The sequence below is a fragment of the Soehngenia longivitae genome, from assembly GCF_004684055.1.
In the GTDB taxonomy this organism is placed as follows: Bacteria; Bacillota; Clostridia; order Tissierellales; family Tissierellaceae; genus Soehngenia; species Soehngenia longivitae.
Genome location: NZ_SRIB01000004.1, coordinates 52815 through 76538 on the forward strand (window position 1 = coordinate 52815; position 23724 = coordinate 76538).

Below are 23724 nucleotides of genomic sequence, written 5' to 3' on the forward strand. Positions count from 1 at the left end.
TCATAAATTATTCAGTGACACTTCTTAAGCAATTTTCTAATGGTACACTATTATTTAACAATTGACCCGTAGAAGTTATAGAGCCTACTTTTAATATATTTTTAAGTCTTATTTCAACTGGACTCATTTTTAATTCACGTGCTAAAATATCCATTTGCTGCTCGTAGGCTACAGCAACTTGAGTTGCCCCAAAACCTCTCATTGCACCAGCATATGGGTTATTTGTATATACTGCATAACTATCTACCATAACATTTGGAACAATATATGGACCTGTTGCATGAACTCCGGCCTTTCTTAAGACATTGTCTGCCCACGATGCGTAAGCTCCAGTATCTCCTATTATTTCAGCCTTAACAGCAGTCAGGTAGCCTTCCTTATCTACTCCTGTAGAATAATTCATAATCATAGCGTGTCTCTTGCTATGAGCCAAAAATGATTCTTCCCTAGAATAGACACATTTTATAACTCTATTCAATGTTTTAGCCGCTAAAGCTAGATGAACCTGAAGAGTTATATCTTCTCTCCCGCCAAAAGCCCCTCCAACATTTGAATTAATGATTCTAATATTTTCTATTGGTAGATTTAAGCAATAAGCAATCTCCTCTCTGTCATAATGAGGATATTGAGTTGCAACAATTACTGCTATATTACCATTTTCATCCAAATAGCCAATACCTGCTTCAGGTTGTAAAAAGGCATGATCTATACTATGAGTTTTATATGTGTTGGTTGCAACAAAATAGCTCTCTTCTAAAGCTCTTAAAGCATCCCCTTTTCTCAATTTAAAATGATATACAATATTGCTATCTCCATGAATTTTAATAGAATCTTCTTTCATAGCTTCAATCGGATCCAAAACTGGTTTCATAATTTCATATTGAACTTTTATTTTTTCAATAGCTTCTTCGCAAATTTTTTCAGTTTCAGCTACTACAAATGCAATTGGATCACCTATTCTTCGAACTATGTCTTTGCAAAATACTAATTGATCTTTGTGAAGCACACCATGAGCATTGTTAGGGACATCATTATGAGTGAAAATTCTGATAACGCCAGGTAAATTTTGTGCCTCTCTCGTATCAATATTGATCTTTGCAAAAGGATATATCGATCTTAAAGTTTTCCCATAAAGCATATTATCGACATAATAGTCTTGTGGATACATAGCTTTGCCAGTCACCTTTGCTAATGAGTCAATTCTATCTATACTATTCCCTATATGTTTTAGTTCCATTTAAGTACCCCCCTGCAAGTTCAATAGCTTCTACTATCTTCTCATAGCCTGTACATCTGCAAAGATTCCCCGAAATACCCATGCGTATTTCTTCACGTGAAGGATTTGGGTTTTTATCTAAAATAGCTTTTGCAGCTAATATCATTCCAGGCGTGCAGTAACCACATTGAACTGCACCTGCTTCAATAAATGCTTTTTGAATGTAATTTATGTTATCTCCTTCACTTAAGCCTTCTATTGTTACAACCTTACTATCATTTACTTGAAATGCCATTATTAAGCATGAATTTACTAGCTTCCCATCTAGAATTACAGAACATGCTCCACATTCTCCTTCACTGCATCCTTCTTTGACGCCTGTTAATCTTAATTCATCTCTTAATAAATCAATGAGTCTTTTTTCTTCGTCTATTTCAATTTCATAATCTGTATTATTTACATTTATTTTTAAATTAATCATCTTAGCACCTCTTAAAGTATTGAATTGACTCTTCTAAACAAGATCTTAACACATATTCAATAGCAGATAATTTATAATTTAATGAACTTCTTCCCTTGAGCCTCTCTGATATAATTTCTTTCATTGTTTCAATGCTTAACTGAATAATATTTTCATTCAAAGGCTGAGAAATAATTTTAGACTCAACTTCATACTCTCTCATTGGGTATTTCCCAATTGCCCCACTTGCAACAAAAATCTTTTCTATTTCAAAATTTTCATTCAAAGTTATATTTGTTGATATAGATAATTTTGATATTGCTAGTGATTTTCTATATCCTAATTTTTCAAAGCTCAGATAAGAATTTAAAGGAATTTCTTTAAATTTAATATACGTTATTATTCCATGGTATAGCCCTTCACCTATAAAATCATAAAAATCAGTCATTGATACTTCTTTTTCAAAATCACCTGTTGAAATACCTACTTTAGCATCAAGAGCCAATAAGACTGGAGCAGAGTCAGCTGATGTGGATGCATTTGCAAGATTTCCCCCTATAGTTCCTCTATTTCTTATTTGAGGAGAACCTATTTGATTTAAAGCATTAACAAATCCTTTTAAATTATCAGGAAATTTAAAGTTTAATATATCTGAAAAAGGTACTGCACTGCCAATTATATATTCATCATTAACTTTTTCAATTTTTTTTAGTTCTTCTATTGATGAAATGTCAACTAAATAGTCAACATCACTATTATGGTTTCTTAATTCAATAATAAGGTCAGTTCCCCCAGATATTATTTTCGATTTAGGTGCTGATTTTAATATCTCTAATGTTTCTTCTACAGAATTAGATTTATAAACTTTCAAGGTATTCACTCCTCTTGTTCTTTTATTAAAAGCTGCTTCAAAATTGAAGCAGCTTTTAATATGCCAATTGTCAAATTACTTCTTTTAGTATAAATAATATTGCCAAAATCCACATAACAACAGATACTTCTTTGTATCTGCCAGTTAATGTCTTAATTAGAACATATGAAACCATCCCAAAAACTATTCCCTGTGCTATGCTATATGCAAATGGCATCATAACTATAGTTAAGAATGCTGGTACAGCCTCAGTATAATCATGAAAATCAATTTCTCCAACTTGACTCATCATAGCTAAACCTACAAGTATCAATGCAGGAGCAGTAGCTTGCGAAGGTATTATGCTAAAAATCGGTGAGAAAAATAATGCTACTAAAAACATTAAACCTACTGTTAAAGACGTCAACCCTGTTCTTCCACCTTCTGATACTCCAGAGGCAGATTCCACATATGTTGTTACAGTACTTGTACCTAGGCAAGCTCCAACAGTTGTGCCTATAGCATCAGCGAGTAAAGCTTCACTAGCTTTTGGCAATTTACCATCTTCATCTAATAACTTCGCTTTTTGTGAAACGCCTATCAATGTACCTACGGTATCAAATATGTCTACAAATAAGAATGTGAATACTACTATCAACATATCAAAAGTTAAAATATTGTTCCATTCAAACTTAAATGCAACTGGTACTAAGGAAGGTGGTAATTCTAGGATACCTGTTGGTAGTTTAGCCACTCCCATGAATATACCAATAACTGTGGTCAATAGTATACCAATTAGCAAGGAACCTTTGACTTTTCTATATGACAATACAGCCATTATAATAATTCCTATGATCGACAATACTGCACCCTTAGACGACAAGTCCCCTAACCCTATAATTGTGCCACCGTTAGCTGTAACTATTCCTGCATTGACAAAACCTATTAGTGCAATAAACAGTCCTATTCCTACTGAAACTGCCTTTTTCAAATTCATTGGAATAGCATTGAAAATTGCTTCCCTGACTTTAAACAATGACAGGATGATAAAAATTATACCTTCAATAAAAACAGCTGTTAAAGCAAATTGCCATGATTTTCCCATCTGAAAAACCACTGTATAAGTAAAAAAAGCATTCAGACCCATCCCTGGTGCCAAAGCAAACGGATAATTAGATAATAGGGCCATTGCAATACATGCTATTAATGATGATAAAGCTGTTGCAGTGAAAACTCCACCCCAATCCATTCCAGCTTCAGAAAGGATACTAGGGTTAACTATTAAAATATAAGCCATCGTCATGAAAGTAGTTAAGCCAGCAATAAGTTCAGTTTTTACATCGGTGCCATTTTCTTTTAATTTAAATCTCTTCTCAAGAAAACTATTTTCCATGTGCACTCCCCCTCTATAATAATAAATTAATAATAAATTTCCTCCTTTCGTACTTATTTGAATATATTAAAATTTATTCAGCAATAGGAGATAGAACTTTAAAATTGTTTACATCAATTAGCCCTTTATCTGTAATTTTCCATTCTGGCGAGGTGGATAATGCTAAGAAAGATAAATGCATAAATGGAGAATGTACAATGCAATGCAATTGTTCGCTGACAATCTTTTCTATTTCATAAATCTTTTCACTAACTTGATGTCCATTTAATTCATCAGTGATTAATCCACCAACTGGCAATCTTAGTTGTGAAATAATTCTTCCATTTTGAGATGCTGCTAAACCGCCGCCCATGTCTATAACGGCATTTATAGCAGTAGCCATATCTTTTAAGTTTGTTCCAACTACTATTAGGTTATGAGTATCATGTGCGACAGATTCTGCTATAGCTCCATTTTTCAATCCGAAACCCGTGACATATGCTTTCCCAATGTTATTATTTCTACCATATCTTTCTATACAGGCAATTTCAAGTATATCGTTGTTCATGTCTGGCAATAAAATACCATTCTTTGCATTGATTATTGGCTCGTACTTCCCTGTAAGATTTTGATCAGGTATCAATTTTATACATCTTACCTTCTTTTGACTTTCCTCAGTACGTATCTCTAAATCTTTTTCACTTATATGATTTCTTTTAACTGAGTTCTTAACACTATCAGGGTAAGTATAGGATGGAATGTTTATTATCATTTTTCCATTGATAGCAACTAATTTGCCATCAATAAAACAAGCTGATACATTCATATTGTTTAAATCATCAATTACTGCGATATCTGCATGTTTCCCAGGAGCTAAACACCCGACTTCTGAAAGTCCAAAATATGTAGCGGGATTTATGGTAGCCATTTGTATAGCTTCTACTGGGCTTACTCCCTCTGATATTGTACGACGAATTATTTCATTCATATGACCTAGTGTTTCTAAATCATTTGCTAACATATCATCTGTAGCAAGTATACATCTTCTAGAATCCATATTTTCTTCAGTTACAGCCTTTATACATTCACTCATGTTTTTCTGAGTTGATCCTTCTCTCATGAAGAGATATACTCCCTGTCTCAATTTCTCAACTGCTTCTTCTTTTGTTGTTGTTTCATGGCATGAACATTTTCCACCAGTAGCTAAAATATGAGCAGCTAATTCATTTCCAAATAATTCTGGAGCATTCCCATCAACAACCATGTTTTTAGACTTTGCATACATAGTTGATGACAACAAATCATCTATTATTTCAGGTGTGTTATTAAAAACATGTCTAGCATTGCTAAACCCTTGTAGTTCTCCAATTCCAATTATATGTTTATAATTTAGTAAATCTTCCATGTCTTTAGAATTTATATCGCATCCAGCCGTCTCTAGGCTTGGACTATCTGGAGTTAAAGCAGGTACTACCAAAAAAACTTTATTTGGTACATTATCTATTTCGTCAGCCATAGCTTTTATACCTACTGGGCCTAACGCATTACCAATTTCATGAGGATCAGCTACAAGAGTTGTTGTCCCCGATGGAATAGACAATCTTGAAAACTCAGTAATTGTAAGCATACTAGATTCAAAATGCATATGAGAATCTATAAACCCTGGTGATAAATACTTATCTTTAACATCTACTTTTACTGTATTTGGCCCAATAAGGCTACTACAATCACCTACTAACAAAATATATTTGCCTTTTATTGCTATATCTGCTTTATAAATCTCTTTAGTTATAACATTAATTACATTGCCATTTAATAAAACTAAATCAGCAAAATTTTTACCCATCAAAACATCTATCATTTTTCTGTATTCTAATGATTTTTTTAAATAGTCTGTATACACTCGGTTCACCACCTAATGATTTTAATCACTTTGATATTTCATCTACAATTCCAACAATAGCAGCATCTATTGGTGAATCCGTTTTTCTAGCTGCAATTCTGCTTGCTGTACCTTTTACATAAATAACCAATTCTTCAATTCCCGCCCCTACAGTATCTACAGCTATAATAGCTTCCCCTATTGGTTCTAAATCAATATTTAGAGGCTGAGTTAACATCAACTTAGTTCCTATTAATTTTTCATCTTTCCTAGTAGCTACTACAGTTCCTACTACTTTCCCTAAATTCATTTTTTAGCCTCCAGATCAAAAACAATTTTAATGTTTTTTTCCCTTATTTTATCTTTAGCAAGAGGAGTTATAATGCTTCCATATGGCAAATGCAACTCTTCTCCTTTATTTATTCCATCAACATCTTTATCGGTTAACACTATCTTTGATTGAATGTCATTTACTAATATTTTGTTTTTTGAATTTTTAAAATTATACGTAGGATACTCAATCTCAACTGCTCCCATGGTTATTATCTCTTTTATTTTCTCTACAACTTGGTTACTCATAACTTTATTTTTGGTTTCATGTGACATAAACTTCCTGCAATTCTCAAAATCTATATAAACAGGTTTATTAAAATAAAGAGCAGCCCATATAACATTTGAAATATATGTATCTATATTTCCAGATACCACTTTTGATAGTGTGTTTATAGTTATGTTTGGGCAAATCAATAAATCAAATAGTTTTATATTTTCATTAAGATCAAATAAACTTTCTTCAGTAAAAACATATTTTGGCTTTAGTATTTGACTTATAGACCCTTTGTCGAAGATTTTTGAGGCAGTGAAAGAATATCCCAAAATAAAGTTATATTCTTTTGAAAAATGGGAGTATATATTAGAAAGTTTTCTTTCTAAATTAGCATCAGCTCCATTTATAGCAACCAATATATTTTTAGTTAATCCATTAGGTTGTTCAGTACTTAGTTTATAACCTATTTGATTTAAAATATTTGAGACCAAATTGTCTTTTGGCATCTAAAACACTCCAATGGTTACTCGTATTTTGATAAAATGACTCTTTCTACCTCTGCATGTGGTCTTGGTATTACATGAACGGAATGTAACTCACCAACTGCTCTTGCTGCTTCTGCTCCAGCATCTACTGCTGCTTTAACAGCACCTACATCTCCTCTTACCATTACTGTAACTAATCCAAATCCAATCTTATCATATCCTACTATTGTTACATTTGCTGCTTTAACCATAGCATCTGCAGCTTCAATTGCTCCTACTAACCCTTTTGTTTCTACCATACCTAGTGCTTGACTCATTTATTTTTCCTCCTTTTTAATATCTTTTTTTTCAGGTTTATTATTTTTACCCTCTAATAAACTATCCTCAGTTATAGATATTTTGAATTTCTCTATCAATTTATCTACTTCTTCATGAGGTCTAGGAATTACATTGCTTGAAATAACTCTGCCAACTTTGTTCCCAGCCTCAACACCAGCTTCAACAGCAGCTTTTACAGCTGACACTTCACCTGCTATTTGGATATTTACTCCAACACCTTGTGCTACTCCTATTATTTTCTCAAATCCAATCAATGTAACATCAGCAGCTTTACACGAAGCGTCTAAAGCAGCTATTGCAGTTCCAAGTCCCAATGTTTCAATATGTCCTAGGGCATTTTCCATTATTATTCCTCCCTAACTTGTTTATCAGCCAATTGTTCTAATGTAATAGTTTCTGATAAAACGCTTTCTGATTCTTCATTCACTTTAAATTGCTTTGTGTTGCCTTTAATTAAATCTCTTATTATTTTTTCATCTTTAGCTTCTAGAAAATCAGTATTTCTTATGCTTTCTGATGGACTTTTGTCTATCAAATTATCTTTTGTCATATTGCTCATGATGACTCTCGCTAATGGATTTACCACCTATCTCACCGCCTATATAATCTTTCCTACTTCGTCGTGTGGTCTTGGAATCACATTTACAGATATTATCTCAGCAATCTTTTGCGCATGCTCTTTCCCGCTTTCTACAGATGCGATTACTGCACCTACGTCACCAGTTACTGTAACGCATACTATCCCAGAACCAACAATTTGAAAATCTGCTAAATTTACGTTAGCTGCCTTTAACATTGCATCAGCAGCTTCAATCGCTCCGACTAAGGATTTAACTTCAACTATCCCCATGGCTTGTAACATTTAATCACCTTCTTATTTATATAGTTGGAAAGTACTTATTTATGTCTATTTTATCATATCCTGGTATCTTTGTTCTTTCAAATCTTTCTATATCTCCTGTTATAGGTTTTGTAGCATCTATCCCAACTTTGTCAGATGTACCGCTTATCGTATGTGATGGTTCTAAAGCTGACCCTAGTGCAGATTTAATGATGACAAAGTCATTGCTTGCTTGTGCTCTAGTTGTTATCGCCCATTCAATTTCTTGAGGATCATAAATATTTACATCATCATCAACAATCACTATTTGTTTTAATTCGCTGTTATACCCTAACCCTGATATTATTGCAGATTTTCCATCTCCATCGTTGTGTTTTTTAATTGAAGCTACAGCATTGAACCTATATCCTCCTCCTTCTGTCACGTATACATCTGATACATCTACAATCTTATTTAAATTTGTGTATAGTTCAATCTCCCTAATCAGCCCATTAGAAACATGCTCCTCTCTACAAGGAAAAGCAATTTGAAAAATAGGGTCGTTTCTATACATTATTGAATTTATTTCAATAACAGGCTGTGGTTTTTCAATGCCATAGTATCCCATTAATTCACCAAATGGTCCTTCTGGTTCTCTTTTACCTGATATGATCTTGCCTTCCAAGACTATTTCACAATAAGCTGGAACTAATAAATCGACGGTTTCGCATTTTACGAGCTCCAACGGTTCACCTCTTAATGCACTATCTATTCTATATTTATCAACACCATATAAATCTGTGCTATATTGGCTTGATAATAGAAATTCAGCATCATATCCAAGTACTATTGCAACTTCCATGGATTCATTTTGTTTTTCCATTTTTAAAAAATCGTTCATTAATTTCTTCGATGCAATTAATACCGATAGTTTATTGCCTCCTAGATATTGGAATCTTCTTATGGAGGTGTAATAATTGTTTTTTTCTTTATCTTTAACAACTAATACCCCTGCTGTTATGTATCTTGCAGAATCTTTTTCATTGAATTTAGGAATAGGAAAAAACCTTTTTAAGTCTATGTTATGCTTGACAATGTTTTCTCTGACAGGTCCATCATTGACTATCTTGTAATCCCTTGGATTTACCAACGCACTAATAAATTTATCAATTCGCGTCTCTTTATCTATTCCCATTAAATTATATATTATATTCCTATCCCCGTATAAACCACCTATTGCTCTTTTTTTAGCTCCATCAACACTATTAAATAAAATAGGTGTTTTATTGTTGAAATGTTTTAATATAGCTCCAAGTTCATATTCAGAAGATACATTTTGCTGACATATGAGCATATCCTTTGAAGCTTTAAGTTTTTCCAGAGTTGCTCTAAGCATTTGTGTTTCCACAATATCACCTCCCATCCCATCGGTTTACTAAATTATTCTCAATATTTAAATTATCTAAAATTCTACCAGTAAACTGTATAATTATATCTTCGATAGTGCTAGGATGATTATAGAAGCTAGCTATAGGGGGTAATATTTTAATCCCTAGTTTACTAAGTTTTAGCATGTTCTCTAGATGTATAGGGCTTAAAGGCGTTTCACGTGGAACCAACACTAATTTCTTACTTTCTTTAATAATTACATCACAAGCTCTAGTTAATAAGCTGTCAGAATATCCGTTAGCAATAGCAGACAAAGTTTTCATTGAACACGGTACAACAACCATTCCATCTACTTTAAATGATCCGCTGGCAATAGGAGCTCTAAAGTCATCATTATTATAATAATAATTTGCTAATTTGGATATTTCCTCAATGCTTAAATCGCATTCGTGTTTTAAAACGAATTCCCCCATCTTTGAGACAACCAAATGTGTTTCGATATTCAGTTCTTTTAATGCTTTAAGTAAAGATACTGCATATATAGCTCCGCTTCCTCCTGTAATTCCAACTATAACGCGCATTTCTGTCCCCACTTTCGTTTAAATACTAGGCGAGCAATTGCTCGCCTTAGTTATTCAACTTTATTCTCTTTGTCTCCTCCACCTTCCCATGGATCAAGTCCTTTATCCCACGCTTCCATATATTCATCAACTGTCATAACTTTTGTAAATATGCTCAAATCTCTTAATCCAGATTGATGCATTTCTTCAGTTTTAGATTGTACTGCATCACTTAGAGTAATGACTTTATAAGCATAATACAATGCGTCTGAAGCAGAACTTCTAACACATACATTTGTCCATGTTCCTGTGACGACAATTGTATCAATTTTTTCTTCTCTGCAATATAAATCTAAGTCAGTGTGAGCAAATGCACTATGTCTTCTTTTTTGTACAATGTATTCATTTTCTAATGGTCTTAATTCATCTATAAAATCAGAGCCCCATGTACCTTTTACAGCATGAACTGGTCTAACTTTGAAATCAGCATCATTTTTTCTATGAGCTTCTTGGATGAAAATAAGTTGAATATCATCATTTCCATTTTTATTTCTCTCTCTTACCCAATTAAATAATTTTTGCATTGTAGGTATTATTTTTCTGCTATTAGGGCAATACAAAACTCCATTTGGGTCAGCAAAATCATTAAGCATATCTATTACTAAAATTGCGTGTTTAGCCATTTTATTCTTCCTCCATTATATTTTAGTTTAGAGATTTATTCAATAATATATTAAAAAGTCAATCTTCTTGGAAGCACCTGTATGCTTTGTCTCTTAACAAATTGACCAAATCCCGGTTTTACTTTTATACCTCTTATACCTCTTATGTGCTTATCAATTACTTCTGGATGGTTTTTCCTGTAACTGTTTTCATATTCTTTACTATGCAAGTGTGGATATTCTTTTAATATGTCTTTGTATCTTTCCTCTAATCCTTCAGGATAATTGTGAACAATTCTTTGTAAATCTTCATCAGTCATTTTTGCTAATTCGCTTTCATCATTGTCTTCATAAATTAAAGTCCCTCTTAAAATAGTTTTAGCAACTTTACCCTTTAGTTCCATACCTTCCAAAGGAGTATATCCACACATTGAAGCAAGTTTCTTAGGATCAACTTTCCATCTCTTATCCAAATCAATGATTGTGAAATCTGCATCTGAGCCTATATTCATTGCTCCCTTTTTAGGATAAATTCCATAATGTTTTGCTGCATTTGTTGATAATACTTCTACTAATTTACTTAATGATAATCTACCTTTATTGTAGCCTTCACTAATTAATACTGGCACCATCGTTTCAACACCAGGAATCCCAGGGAAAGATGTCCATATGTTCATTCCTTTGCTAAATTTCTCACTCTCTAACTCGTAGGGAGCGTGGTCAGTAGCCATAAAATCAACGCTGCCGTTTCTTAAACCCTCCCATAACTCTTCATTGTCCTTTTTAGTTCTAAGAGGTGGAGCAATTTTAGCTAATGGACCGTATTTTGTCATTGCTTCCTGATAGTTTAAGGTTAAATAATGTGGACATGTCTCACTTGTTACATTGAGTCCTCTTTTCTTACCTTCACCAATCAATTTTGCGCCTATTCCTGTGCTCATATGAACTATATGGAGTCTAGCACCTGTATGTTCAGCAAAGCTAATTCCTAGTTCTATAGCAACCTTTTCAGCAAGTTCTAACCTTGCTTCAGCCCATGCTGGCCCATCTGTCCTTCCTTCTCTTTGTAATTTTTTTACATAATAATCGCACATAGCATAATTTTCTGCATGAATCCCTATAGGTAATCCTGTCTTTGCAACTTCTGTGAATGCTTCTAGCATCTCTGGATCATCAACTCTAGGATATGTTGGAACAGAAGGTGTCATATAGGCTTTATATGCAACCACGCCATACTCTGCTTGTTCTTCAACATTATGTAGCCACCCGTTTCTAACATCCTCACCAGTGACCCCACCCCAAAATGCAAAATCTACCAGAGCTTGCGGGCTGACAGCATCTAACTTCAATTTTAATTGTTCTACTGATCTAACTGATGGCACAGAACAACAAGGCATATCAATAATTGTTGTCACTCCTCCAGCAGCTGCAGAAGCAGTACCTGTTAGAAAATTTTCTCTGTGAGGAAACCCTTGATACATAAAATGTGTGTGTGAATCAATACATCCAGGTAATGTCAAGTGACCATTTGCATCAATTATTTCTTTCGCATCTATTCCGTCGATGTTATCAATAAACCCAGCAATCTTCTCATCTTTTACCAATATGTTTGTCAATGTAGTTTCATCTGCTTGTGGTATTCTTGCATTTTTGATAATTACATCATACATCATAATCCCTCCTAAAATATATTTACATATTTATACTATCACAATTACATATAATAAACTTTGTGAATATTTAATAAATTTTTATAATAAAAACAGTATAATATATTTTTACTTTGTTGATTTATTATAATGATTTGTAAAACATTTATATAGATAAAAAAAATAAATATCATATAATATTATTAACATATGAAAGAGGTGATTTTATGGCCCTTAAAATTGTAGATTTATCCCAAGAGATTTTTCAAGGAATGTCAATTTTTCCAATGCACCAAAAAACTTTTATTATGACCAATATGACATATGAAGAAAACATGATGGAAACGGGGAGTAAAACGTTGGGGTTTTCAGCAAGAAATTTACTTATCAGTGAACATTGTGGTACACATAGTGACGGAATAAGTGAATTTAAAGAAAATGCTTTGACTATTGATAAGATGTCTTTAGATTACTTTTTTGGTTCTGCCATATGCTTAGACTTAAGCAGTGTAACATATCCAGATTATATTGAAGTTAAAGATTTAAGAAAAGCTTTGGAAAAATCAAAACAAGAAATAAGAAAGAATGACATTGTATTACTTTATACTGGCCATTATGACCGTTTTTACGGTACCGAAAACTACCAAAAACAATATACCGGCCTTAGCTATGAAGCTGCAAAGTTTTTAGCTGAAAGTGGAGTTATAAATATTGGAGTTGATTCACCTGCCATTGATTTGACACCAGATGATATAAATTTTTCAGGTCATATGATCTGTGCAGAATACGATATAACAAATACTGAAAATTTATGTAACCTCGACAAGTTAGTTAACAAGAGATTTCTTTATATTGGATTACCATTAAAAATCAGAGATGGTTCCGGTTCTCCAATTAGAGCTATCGCTGTATTAGAAGAATAAGACTTAAGTCTTATTCTTCTAATAAAATACTTTTATATCATTTGTTTTATTTTCAACGCAATTTCAAGATTTAGCCTATCATTTGAATCGTTTAAATTAGTTCCTGTTATTTCTTGTATGCGATTAATTCTATATAGAATAGTATTATAATGCGTGTATAAGGTTTCTGACATTTTTGTTAAATTTCCATTGCATTCAAAATAACAATTAAGAGTTTTTACCAGTTCAGTAGATTTCTTTTCATCGTAATCTACAAGTGGTTTAAGAGTAGTATTGTAAAAATCATATAATTCTTCAGTTAAAGAATCTTGACAAAGTATTTTAAACACTCCAAGTTCTTCATATGTTATTATTGTCCTATTCGTTAACTCTTTACCAGTTCTTATAGTCCTTAAAGCATCAGAAAAGCTCTTATTCGCATTATCCAATCCTCGATATATCCTTCCAACACCTATTCTCAAGTCTACATTATCTAGTCTTTTCTTTATAGCTTCATATATATTTAAATTAAAATCATTGAGTTTTTTCTTATAATCGTTAGTATTAACAAATTCTAATAGTATCTGTATCCCATTTAGTTTAGTTGATACTATGCCATTTAAGTAGAAATTCTTCATAGCTTCCTCAATAGATGAGACTACTTGATTAGAATGTTTTCTCAAATAATCAAATAAAAAATCATCATCTTCATTATCTAAGTTAGGAAATTTAAAACTCATAACTTCTACAACATAATAATCATTAGGCGCTAAATTGAAAAAGTGTGCTCTGTCTAGTGCTTTCCTTTTTCTCTTCGTGTCAGATGAAATTAAATCCTCAAAAAATTCTGATCTATAGTTTATTTCTACCTCTTTTACATTTAACTCTTGAAGTATAAATAATGAAATAATTGTAGAAGCTGATTCCATAATGGATAAGTCAAATCCTCCAAGTGGAGTATTGATAGACCAAGATATAATATATCCATGTACCTCTTCTTTTAATATTATTGGAATAGCCATTCTATCGACATACTTACCTGATATAATAACCTTATCTTCATACATCTTTTTGGATCTAAAATTAATGCTATTATCGGAAAATTTTTTTAAATCTTTCTTTAAATCTATTGTCGTGTTCTCTGGAATATCTTGAAATAACTCATAAGCAACGTCTTGATGTTTCATTTTAAGCGCAACTGGATTTTTAATATTGTTATAAACAACATCTAAAACATCTTCCATCGATTTGCCATCAAGCATTATTTCCATGAACTTTTCATGAGCTTTCTCGATCCTTTCAAGGAGAGATGTTTGCTTATTGTATATTTGTTTCATAACCTCCATAAGAATTTCAGATAGTGGTAAAGAAGGATCTATTTCGATAATTGGAAAATTTAATTCTTCTGCATATGCTAATATTTCATCACTCATATTTGTCAAGTAAGGAGATATTTTTATGCCAATACCAGCTAAGTTCTGTTCTTTAGCATTTAATATTATACTTTTTTGATAGTCTTTATCAGCTTTATTGAAAGAATAAGCAGTAGTCAATAGAAGTTCTCCGCTTTTTACCCAATCAAAAATGTCTGGGTCTGCAATTATATTCACTCTAGAAACAGTATTTCTTATTCCTTTAAAACCTGATATCAATTTACATTTACTCATCAAAGGTAAGTTTAAAACATCTTCTAAACTAATACCATTTTGCCTAGGCATATTACTACCACCTCTTAATTTTCTATACTTTTTTTTAAGTATAGCACAGCGATAAGTAGAAGTCTATCAGCTTACCTTATCAGCATCTACATATACTCCTATAATATTATTTTCATTTCCTGAATAGATGTACTTTTGTAGTCTATCTAAAACATCAAATTTGTTAATGTCTGATAAATTACTATCATCTATTATCAATAAATCTGCATTATAACCTCTTTCAAAACTACCAACGTGTTCAAAAAATTTACCTCCACCTTTAGTTGCCATATAAAAGACTTCAGAAAATGAAAGAGGATATAATTCCTTATTAGATTCTAACCACTTAATCTTAGAAGCTTGAATTGTACTTACTATTGATTGGGGTATGCTTAAAGTGTTTCCGCCAGAAATATCACTCCCTAAACCAACATCTACACCATAATCTAAATATTTTCTAACAGGCATTATGCCACTGGATAAATTGAAATTAGATATTGCACAATGAGCAGCAAAAACTCCATTCTTTTTCATCAATTCAATTTCTTCATCAGAAGTGTATATGCAATGAGCCATTACAGTTTTGGTTTGCCCGAACAACCCAAACTTATTGTAAACGCTAGCATAGTTCTCAATATCAGGATGCAATTCCTTAACCCACTTGACTTCATTTGTATTTTCACTTAAATGCGATTGAACTGGTACATTGTACTTAATAGCTAGTTTTGACAACCCTTCCATCAATTCAGGTGAACAGGATGGCACAAATCTTGGTGTAATAATAGGTTTTACTCTGTTACTTTTTGAACTCAATATTATTTCTTCAGTTTCTTCAATAGAATAATTGGTGTTCTCACATAATTCATCAATTGTATTTCTGTCCATATTTACTTTCCCAACATATGCTCTTAATTTAGCCTTATCCAATAAATCCATTAAAAACATTGTGCTTTCTTTGTGAATTGTTGAATAGATTACTGAGCTGGTTGTCCCTTTGTTTATGAGATCAGATACAAATTTAGTATATGCTGTTTTGGCATATTCTAAATCTCTAAACTTTGCTTCCTCTGGAAATGTGTATGTGTTTAACCATGGTATTAGTTCTTTATCCATACCTAAACCCATGTTTAAAAACTGAGATGAATGAAGATGAATATCAACAAATCCTGGAATAATTAATTTATTTGTATAATCTAAATATTCGTAATCACTTGGAATACTTTCTATGTAATGCAATATGTCTTTTACCACTCCATCCTCTACAACGAGATATGAATCTTTGTGAACTTCAAACGAATTTGAATTTTTAGTATAGATAATATCCCCTTTAAATATTTTTTTCATAATCTCTCTCCTTGAATTATTATTGACTGTTACAATTATTATATATTATATATTCTTTAATATCATCATAGTATGTATATCTACTACAAAACAAACTTAGCATCAAATATTATTTTATCATATTTAAACTATTTGGTGATAATTTATGTATTATTGTGGTATATATTACAAGAGGTGATATAATGTTAACTTTTCAACCAATAAAAATAAGTAATCTATCTTTAAAAAATAGAATTGTAATGCCCCCTATGTGCATGTACTCAAGTGACGACAGTGGTTTCGTAAATGAGTTTCACAAAGTTCATTACATTTCGAGAGCTATAGGAGGAGTTGGTCTGATAATTCAAGAAGCCACGAGCGTAGAAAAAAGAGGGAGAATATCAGAAAACGACTTGGGAATTTGGGAAGATGATCAAGTAGAAGGACTAAAAGAATTAGTAAGTGGTATCAAGAAACATGATTCAAAAGTTGCTATTCAACTTGCTCACGCAGGGAGAAAATGTGGAGTTAAAAATGAAGATATAATATCGTGCTCTCCTATTAATTTCAATGATGACTATAAAGTAGCACGTGAAATGACAATTGATGACATAAAGACAGTAGTCGAATCTTTCAAATTAGCTGCGATAAGAGCTTTAGAAGCAGATTATGATGCATTAGAGATACATGCAGCCCACGGTTATTTGATCCATCAATTTCTTTCTCCAATAACTAATCATAGGAGTGATGAATATGGTGGGAGCTTAACCAATAGGGTTAAATTACTCAAAGAAATACTGATTTCTGTGCATCAAGTTTGGCCTAATGATAGACCGATTATATTAAGAGTATCAGCGAGCGATTATGTAAAAGATGGTATTGACGTTTATATGATGAAAGATATTATAAATCAAATCAAGGATCTAATTGATATCGTACATGTAAGTTCAGGAGGGCTTGTTTTAGCTCATATAAATATATTCCCTGGGTACCAGGTTAAATTTGCAGAATATCTTAAAATAGAAACAGGCTTACCTACTATTGCTGTTGGATTAATAACAAATATTGAACAAGTCGAAGAGATATTAGGAAATAATAGGGCAGATTTAGTTGCTTTAGGAAGAGAACTATTGAGAAATCCGAATTGGGTTTTAAACAATGCAAATTCATCTGATGTTAAAATTCAATATCCCCCACAATATTTACGAGCATATAAATAAAAAATAAGTCACAAACGGGCTTACCACCTATTTGTGACTTATTTTTATAGCTATAGTATTTCAACGGGATATTTAATTTTTAGTGAATTTACTTTATTTAAGTACTTTTCTTCTTGTTTTGCCATTAATAATTGTTTTTCAATTTCATCTCTAACTTCTTCTAAAGAATAAACATTTTCCGCAAATTTCTCATTTACTTTAATAATATGATAGCCAAATTGTGTCTTAATTGGCTCTGAAATTTCTCCAATTTCCAAATTGAAAGCAGCATTCTCAAACTCAGGAACCATTTGGCCTTTTCCAAATTCTCCTAAATTGCCACCTACTTCTTTAGAAGGGCAAGTAGAATATTGTTCTGCAGCTTTTTCGAACTCCAATCCTTCATTTATCATATCTATGATATCATATGCTTTCTCTTCATCTTCAACTAGAATATGACTAGCATTCATTGTCTCCTGTTTTCTAAACATCTCTAAATGTTCATTGTAGTATGTGGTTATCTCTTCATCTGTCACTTTAACTCCATCTACAATCTTATTAAAGGCATATCCTTTTAACAAATTATCTTTAACAGTTTTTAAAACTTCTTTAAATTCTAAATCGTTTTCATAGCTATTTTCTATAGCATCCAAATAAAGGAGTTCTTGATTGACTAGTTCCTCTATGATCTTTTTAATGCCTTCTTCGGATTGAAATTGTGCCGCAGTCTGTGGATTCATTTCATTTAAGAATTTCAATATGTCATTTGTAGTTATCTCTTTGCCATTTACAATAGCAACAACATTCTCATTATACATAGCTATCCTCCAAATAATTATTTTTAATTAACAGAAAACCTCTTAGATATCTAAGAGGTTTTAGAAGCTTTAATTATATTATAACTATTTCTTCAGCTTGTAATCCTTTTTGACCTTCTACTACGTTAAACTCAACTGCTTGGCCTTCTTCTAATGTTTTGAAACCATCTTTCTTGATTTGTGAATAATGTGCAAAAACATCATTGCCTTCTTCAGTAGTAATAAAACCAAAACCTTTTTCTGCGTTAAACCATTTTACTGTACCTTTCATTGTACAACCTCCAAAAATTTATTAATATTTCTTTAATTCATGTAACCTAAAACAATAAATTTCTAGTTATACACACAAAAGGTAAACCGAATTATTGTTACTCTTTATTACTCCTGAATTAAAGCTCAATATTATTGTAACACCTATTCATTCAAAAATCAACTATTTTATTAAATTATTTTATAATTATTTAAATATGTTATTCTGATTATTCTGTCTTTATCTCATTATTAAATTTGTTTATCCTTCTCTCAGCAATATACTCAGTGCTTAATATGTGCCTATCATATTCTTTACTCATAAGAGATGATGACAGCAAAAAATCAGCTGTTGCTCTATTATTTGCTACTGGAATATCATATAAAACAGCTATTCTCAGTAATGCTTTTACATCAGGATCATGTGGTTGCGCTTCAAGTGGATCCCAAAAAAATATCATAAAATCTATATCGCCTTCTGCTATTCTCGCACCTATCTGCTGATCACCCCCAAGTGGCCCTGATTTATATTTTTTCACATTTAAACCAGTATTTTTTTCGACCAATGATGCAGTAGTTCCAGTCCCAGATAAATTATGCTTTGAAAGTTCATCTCTGTTTGCTTTCACCCATTTGATTAAATCATCTTTCATATTATCATGTGCTATTAAAGCAATATTTTTTTTAGACATCATTTTAATTATTTCTTCCTTTGTTTCTAATTCTTTATTTAACATCTATTTCCCTCCATATTATTTGTCCATATGCATGGTCAATATTTTCAGTTGTTATCTTATACTTAGATGTTATCTCGCTATTATCTACTTTAAAAAGTGAATGAACTGAAGGTTTATCAATATATAAAACTTCTTTCTTGTATTCAATAGATATGCTTTTTATATTATGATTATTTAATATATCATCATCAGTTGAGTCTAGCATCCATTCTAAATATTTAACATTATTCACATGATTATTATTATCTATGTCAGACTTTCTAATATAAATATTCTTTTCTTCTGAATACAAATAATCATTGTAATGCTTAAAATCTACTTTTCTTTCAACCATTTTTTCATTATTTGTTGAAAAAATATGAATCATTTCGGTAGGAATTCTCTTTGGTTTTTTTGTGATCGAATCAACTAATATCCATATAGTAGATGCTCTTGCTAATTCCATATTGTCACTTGATTTCATGATAAACTCACGATAAGCATAAAATTTATTAAATCCCGTAGTCCACGTAGACACTATGACTTCTTCTTTTGCTCTAGGGTAATCGGATATATCTACTTCCCACCTATTTAATAACCATGCATAATTGTATTTGTCCAAAGTATCATTACCTAATCCAAGTGAATCAATGTGCCATGTTGATGTTTCTGCCATGTATGATAAAATCATTTCTGGCTTTAAATAGTTATTAGTTCCTGTATCATAATATGGTATAACATAATTCTTATAGTATTTTTTCATATATAGCTCCTAATATTAATTAATTATATCTTGTCTATTAGCTCTACTAGCTATTACGGATCTTACTAATATTGTTGCCAATACAATAAGACAGCCAATCAAAGCTAAACTACCAGGTTTTTCTCCAAATGCCAAATACACCCACACAGGATTTAATATAGGTTCAATAAACATGAGAACACTAGCTTCAATAGCATTTACATGTTTTATAGCTTCTGAATATAATATATATGATATCCCTAATTGAAATATCCCTAATAATAATATCCCTATTAAATCTGTTAGGGAAAAATGTACTCCCCATAAGAAAAATATTCCTATAAAAGCTGTCAATAAATGTCCTAAAAGTGTAGTTTCAACTGGGGACTCATCTTTTTGAAACCTTAAAGATATAGTTACTATAGCTAAGAAAATTCCACTAATAATCGCTATGATATCTCCTTTTATGTTTCCTCCTCCCACGTCATCAAAGAATACTAACACCATACCTACAATAATAAATACTATTGACATCACATCATAGTAGTGTATTTTCTCCTTAAGTATAAAGTAACTTAATATCGCTACCCAAATAGGAGCTGTATATTGAAGTACAATTGCATTTGCTGCTGTAGTAAGTTTATTAGCTGCTATAAATCCTATAACCATCATAGAATAACTTATAGCACCAGCTACCTGTGCTTTAGAAAATGTGAATTTTGGTTTTTTCACATATGCAAATACTACTATAGAAGAAACTATAGCTCTAGCTCCTGCGATTTCCATTGGCTTTAAATCAACATATTTTAATAATACTCCTCCTGTGCTTAATAAAACAGCAGATAATATTATGTAAAGTACTGATTTTTTGTGAATGTCTTTCATATTGTCCTCCAATTAAAATTACTTTACTAATAATAAAATAAGTATATAATATTAATTGCGAAATTTCTAGTTGAAAGAGGTAAATTATGCAAATATCTTTAACTTATGAAGAATTATTGTGTAAATATAAGAATTTAAATTATATAATGATTGATGTGAGATCAGAGTCTGAGTTCTCAGAATACACAATACCAGGTTCAATAAATATTCCAATATTGTCAGACAAAGAAAGAGAAGCTGTTGGCTATGCTTATACAAAGGTAAGTAAGGAAGAAGCAAAAATATTAGGTATAGAGTATGTGTCTAGGAAACTTCCTACAATTTTTAAAGAAATACTTTCTTTACAAGATAAATATACTAACCTCATATTTTTTTGTGCTAGAGGCGGGTATAGAAGTTCCAGTATTACAGTTCTAATGCAAAGCATAGGTATAAATGCAAATAAATTAATCGGTGGGTATAAGGGGTATAGAAATTACATCAATAAAAACCTGAATTCCCTAATAGAACCTATTGAACTTGTTGTACTTTATGGGAATACAGGTACTGGCAAAACAAAAGTATTAAATGAATTGAAAAAATTAGGTGCTGATGTGTTAGACCTAGAGTATTGTGCAAATCATAGGGGTTCTGTTTTAGGAAGCGTAGGTTTAGATAAACCAAATAGCCAAAAAATGTTTGAATCGCTTATATTTGATATTCTTTATAATCGTAAATCGAATTTACTATTTGTTGAAGGTGAAAGTAAAACTATCGGAAAGTCTACAATACCAGATAAGTTATTCGATAAAATCAAAAATGGAATTCACGTTAATATTACATCATCTATTGAAGATAGAATTGATAACATCTATGAAGATTATATATGTGGAGATGATGAGAATATCATAAAATCTTTGGAAAACTTAAGAAATCGTATGGGAAATTATTGGGTTGATCAAAAAATCAACTTAGTTAAAAGCAAAAATTACAAAGATGCTATTAAAGATTTAATATTATATTATTATGATCCGCTTTACCAAAAAAACAAAAAAGAATACGCATTAACTCTCGAAAATAACAACCCATCTGATACTGCAAAAATATTATATGACTATATTAAAAAAGATGAAAGCTAAGCAAAGCTTTCATCTTTTTTATTTAATATATTCATAAATTCAGTTCCAGTCATTGTCTCCATTTCCAATAAATAGTTAGCAAGCTCTATGAGCTTTTCCATATTATCTTTAAGAATCGCCTTTGCTTTCTCATGCGCTTCTTTTATAATTCTTAATACTTCAGAATCTATCCTTGAAGAAGTTTCCTCTGAACAAGCTAAAGCTGGATCTGCAGAAAGGTATTTTGATGTTACGGTTTCTAAAGCCATCATATCAAATTCTTCACTCATTCCAAATCTTGTAACCATTGCTCTAGCGATTTTAGTCGCTTGCTCTATATCATTTGAGGCTCCTGAGGTAATACTGCCAAATACAATTTCTTCAGCGGCTCTACCTCCTGTAATAGTTACAATTCTATTAAATAATTCTTCTTTAGACATCAATACGCTCTCTTCTTCTGCCAATTGCATAGTATAGCCCAATGCACCAGATGTTCTTGGTATAATAGTAATTTTATGAACCGGATCAGAATTAGTTTGCAAAGCGGCAACTAGAGCATGTCCTATTTCGTGAAATGCAATAATTCGTTTCTCTTTCGTTGAAATAACAGCACCTTTCCTCTGATAACCCGCAATTACAACTTCTACTGATTCATCTAAATCTTCTTGCGATACTTTTTGTCTGCCCATCCTCACTGCCCTTAAAGCAGCTTCATTAATTATGTTAGCTAAATCAGCACCAGATGCTCCTGCAGTAGCTCTTGCTATTGCATTAAAATCAAGGTTATCGTCTGTTTTCACTTTCTTAGCATGCACTTTTAATATCGCTTCTCTACCAGCTAAATCTGGAAGTTCTACTGGAATTCTTCTATCAAATCTTCCCGGTCTTAATAGTGCTTTATCTAAAGACTCAGGTCTATTTGTTGCAGCTAAAATTACTACTCCTTCTTTCCCATCAAATCCATCCATTTCAGACAGAAGTTGATTTAATGTTTGCTCCCTCTCATCATTGCTATTAAATCCAGAGTCGTCTCTTTTCTTTCCAATTGTATCTATCTCATCGATAAATACGATACATGGGGCCTTTTCTTGAGCTTGTTTAAATAAATCTCTAACTTTCGCAGCACCCATTCCAACAAACATTTGAACAAATTCAGAACCAGAGATTGAGAAGAAAGGTACATTTGCTTCACCTGCCACAGCTCTTGCAAGTAAAGTTTTTCCAGTGCCAGGAGGGCCAACTAACAAAACTCCTTTTGGAAGGTTTGCACCTATTGATTTGTATTTCCCTGGATTATGCAAAAAATCTACTATTTCCTTAAGTGCATCTTTTGCTTCCTCTTGACCTGCAACATCTTCAAAAGTCTTTCCAGTTTTTGATTCCACATATATCTTTGCATTACTTTTGCCAATAGATAGTACATCTCCGCCACCCATTCTTTTCTGCATCATTCTACCTAATAATCTCCCTAGTAAAACAAAAAATAAAATGGAAATGGTCCATGAGATTATTGTCGTAAAAATCGATGGAGTCGTATTAGAAACTATCTTTGTGAATTTGACACCTGAATCATACAGCCTGTTAACTAAATCCGGATCATTTATTAATCCTGTAGTATAAACTGTATCTTGATCAGTTTTCTCTTTAATAAAAATTTCTGTGTCTGTTACCTCTACCTCTTCTATTTCGCCTTTTTCTAATTTATCTAAGAAACTGCCATAATCAATTTCTTTCACATCTGGTCCTAAAACCCTTGGCAGAACGATGGAATTTATTACTATTATAATTATTAAAGCAATTAAATAATAAAAAATAATCGGTCTTTTAGGATTTTTAGGTTTATTTGGTTTTTTCATATTTTCACC

The 23724-nt window shown here is 31.8% G+C and carries 26 protein-coding genes; 3 read left to right on the forward strand and 23 right to left on the reverse strand.

Annotation, left to right across the window (positions count from 1 at the left end; translation table 11 throughout):
* Window positions 1–7: 7 nt before the first annotated feature.
* From E4100_RS09530 to allB, 15 genes are all read right to left on the reverse strand, one after another.
* On the reverse strand, window positions 8–1237 hold the full coding sequence (locus E4100_RS09530) for a xanthine dehydrogenase family protein molybdopterin-binding subunit (protein WP_135270749.1): 1230 nt from the start codon (window positions 1235–1237) through the stop codon (window positions 8–10).
* Window positions 1212–1697 carry a (2Fe-2S)-binding protein gene (locus tag E4100_RS03980; protein WP_135270750.1) on the reverse strand — a complete coding sequence of 162 codons (486 nt, stop codon included), beginning with the start codon at window positions 1695–1697 and terminating at the stop codon, window positions 1212–1214. The genes E4100_RS09530 and E4100_RS03980 overlap by 26 nt, the downstream gene beginning before the upstream one ends.
* 1 nt (window position 1698) lies before the next feature.
* Window positions 1699–2547, reverse strand: a complete 849-nt coding sequence (locus E4100_RS03985; protein WP_135270751.1) for an FAD binding domain-containing protein — start codon at window positions 2545–2547, stop codon at window positions 1699–1701.
* A gap of 70 nt (window positions 2548–2617) precedes the next feature.
* Window positions 2618–3919 carry an NCS2 family permease gene (locus E4100_RS03990; protein ID WP_135270752.1) on the reverse strand — a complete coding sequence of 434 codons (1302 nt, stop codon included), beginning with the start codon at window positions 3917–3919 and terminating at the stop codon, window positions 2618–2620.
* A gap of 73 nt (window positions 3920–3992) precedes the next feature.
* A complete protein-coding gene (gene ade / locus E4100_RS03995) occupies window positions 3993–5801 on the reverse strand; it encodes an adenine deaminase (RefSeq protein ID WP_245196354.1) in 1809 nt (602 codons plus the stop codon).
* A gap of 25 nt (window positions 5802–5826) precedes the next feature.
* The gene (locus tag E4100_RS04000) at window positions 5827–6090 is read right to left on the reverse strand and encodes a EutN/CcmL family microcompartment protein (protein ID WP_135270753.1); all 264 of its coding nucleotides are present in this window, start codon (window positions 6088–6090) and stop codon (window positions 5827–5829) included.
* Window positions 6087–6833 (reverse strand): hypothetical protein, encoded by a 747-nt coding sequence (locus tag E4100_RS04005; protein WP_135270754.1) that lies wholly within the window; start codon window positions 6831–6833, stop codon window positions 6087–6089. The genes E4100_RS04000 and E4100_RS04005 overlap by 4 nt, the downstream gene beginning before the upstream one ends.
* 17 nt (window positions 6834–6850) lie before the next feature.
* Window positions 6851–7129 carry a BMC domain-containing protein gene (locus E4100_RS04010; protein ID WP_135270755.1) on the reverse strand — a complete coding sequence of 93 codons (279 nt, stop codon included), beginning with the start codon at window positions 7127–7129 and terminating at the stop codon, window positions 6851–6853.
* Complete coding sequence (locus E4100_RS04015) at window positions 7130–7495, reverse strand: BMC domain-containing protein (protein ID WP_135270756.1); 366 nt, start codon at window positions 7493–7495, stop codon at window positions 7130–7132. It abuts the gene before it with no gap.
* A gap of 2 nt (window positions 7496–7497) precedes the next feature.
* Window positions 7498–7737, reverse strand: coding sequence for a hypothetical protein (locus E4100_RS04020; RefSeq protein ID WP_135270757.1), 240 nt, complete (start codon window positions 7735–7737; stop codon window positions 7498–7500).
* 12 nt (window positions 7738–7749) lie between these two features.
* Window positions 7750–8013, reverse strand: a complete 264-nt coding sequence (locus E4100_RS04025; protein ID WP_135270758.1) for a BMC domain-containing protein — start codon at window positions 8011–8013, stop codon at window positions 7750–7752.
* Between the two features lie 16 nt (window positions 8014–8029).
* On the reverse strand, window positions 8030–9379 hold the full coding sequence (locus E4100_RS04030) for a UbiD family decarboxylase (protein ID WP_245196355.1): 1350 nt from the start codon (window positions 9377–9379) through the stop codon (window positions 8030–8032).
* Between the two features lie 4 nt (window positions 9380–9383).
* Window positions 9384–9941, reverse strand: coding sequence for a UbiX family flavin prenyltransferase (locus E4100_RS04035; RefSeq protein WP_135270759.1), 558 nt, complete (start codon window positions 9939–9941; stop codon window positions 9384–9386).
* Between the two features lie 50 nt (window positions 9942–9991).
* Complete coding sequence (locus tag E4100_RS04040; protein ID WP_135270760.1) at window positions 9992–10603, reverse strand: cysteine hydrolase family protein; 612 nt, start codon at window positions 10601–10603, stop codon at window positions 9992–9994.
* Window positions 10604–10653: 50 nt separating this feature from the next.
* The gene (gene allB / locus E4100_RS04045; RefSeq protein WP_245196356.1) at window positions 10654–12252 is read right to left on the reverse strand and encodes an allantoinase AllB; all 1599 of its coding nucleotides are present in this window, start codon (window positions 12250–12252) and stop codon (window positions 10654–10656) included.
* A gap of 206 nt (window positions 12253–12458) precedes the next feature.
* Here allB and E4100_RS04050 point away from each other — a divergent pair, with 206 nt between their 5' ends.
* Window positions 12459–13154: a cyclase family protein gene (locus E4100_RS04050; protein WP_135270762.1), complete on the forward strand. Its 696-nt coding sequence runs from the start codon at window positions 12459–12461 to the stop codon at window positions 13152–13154.
* 32 nt (window positions 13155–13186) lie between these two features.
* Here the strand turns inward: E4100_RS04050 and E4100_RS04055 are convergent, their stop codons facing one another.
* Together E4100_RS04055 and guaD are read right to left on the reverse strand one after the other, a co-directional pair.
* Entirely contained in the window at window positions 13187–14851 is a 1665-nt protein-coding gene (locus E4100_RS04055) for a PucR family transcriptional regulator (protein ID WP_135270763.1), read from the reverse strand.
* Between the two features lie 66 nt (window positions 14852–14917).
* The gene (guaD, locus tag E4100_RS04060) at window positions 14918–16174 is read right to left on the reverse strand and encodes a guanine deaminase (RefSeq protein WP_135270764.1); all 1257 of its coding nucleotides are present in this window, start codon (window positions 16172–16174) and stop codon (window positions 14918–14920) included.
* 182 nt (window positions 16175–16356) lie between these two features.
* On the opposite strand from guaD, the gene namA reads away from it, so the two are divergent.
* The gene (gene namA, locus E4100_RS04065; RefSeq protein WP_135270765.1) at window positions 16357–17373 is read left to right on the forward strand and encodes an NADPH dehydrogenase NamA; all 1017 of its coding nucleotides are present in this window, start codon (window positions 16357–16359) and stop codon (window positions 17371–17373) included.
* 50 nt (window positions 17374–17423) lie between these two features.
* On the opposite strand, the gene E4100_RS04070 is transcribed toward namA, so the two are convergent.
* From E4100_RS04070 to E4100_RS04090, 5 genes are all read right to left on the reverse strand, one after another.
* Window positions 17424–18170, reverse strand: coding sequence for a peptidylprolyl isomerase (locus E4100_RS04070; protein ID WP_135270766.1), 747 nt, complete (start codon window positions 18168–18170; stop codon window positions 17424–17426).
* Between the two features lie 73 nt (window positions 18171–18243).
* Window positions 18244–18441, reverse strand: coding sequence for a cold-shock protein (locus E4100_RS04075; RefSeq protein WP_135270767.1), 198 nt, complete (start codon window positions 18439–18441; stop codon window positions 18244–18246).
* A 208-nt stretch (window positions 18442–18649) separates the two neighbouring features.
* Window positions 18650–19156 (reverse strand): methylglyoxal synthase, encoded by a 507-nt coding sequence (locus tag E4100_RS04080; protein WP_135270768.1) that lies wholly within the window; start codon window positions 19154–19156, stop codon window positions 18650–18652.
* Window positions 19146–19898, reverse strand: a complete 753-nt coding sequence (locus E4100_RS04085) for an acyl-[acyl-carrier-protein] thioesterase (protein WP_135270769.1) — start codon at window positions 19896–19898, stop codon at window positions 19146–19148. The genes E4100_RS04080 and E4100_RS04085 overlap by 11 nt, the downstream gene beginning before the upstream one ends.
* 15 nt (window positions 19899–19913) lie before the next feature.
* On the reverse strand, window positions 19914–20762 hold the full coding sequence (locus E4100_RS04090; protein WP_135270770.1) for a DMT family transporter: 849 nt from the start codon (window positions 20760–20762) through the stop codon (window positions 19914–19916).
* Window positions 20763–20848: 86 nt separating this feature from the next.
* Between E4100_RS04090 and mnmH the strand changes: the two genes are divergently transcribed.
* Window positions 20849–21880 (forward strand): tRNA 2-selenouridine(34) synthase MnmH, encoded by a 1032-nt coding sequence (gene mnmH, locus E4100_RS04095; protein ID WP_135270771.1) that lies wholly within the window; start codon window positions 20849–20851, stop codon window positions 21878–21880.
* On the opposite strand, the gene ftsH is transcribed toward mnmH, so the two are convergent.
* Entirely contained in the window at window positions 21877–23715 is a 1839-nt protein-coding gene (gene ftsH / locus E4100_RS04100; protein ID WP_135270772.1) for an ATP-dependent zinc metalloprotease FtsH, read from the reverse strand. The two genes, mnmH and ftsH, sit on opposite strands and share 4 nt — an antisense overlap.
* Between the last annotated feature and the right edge of the window lie 9 nt (window positions 23716–23724).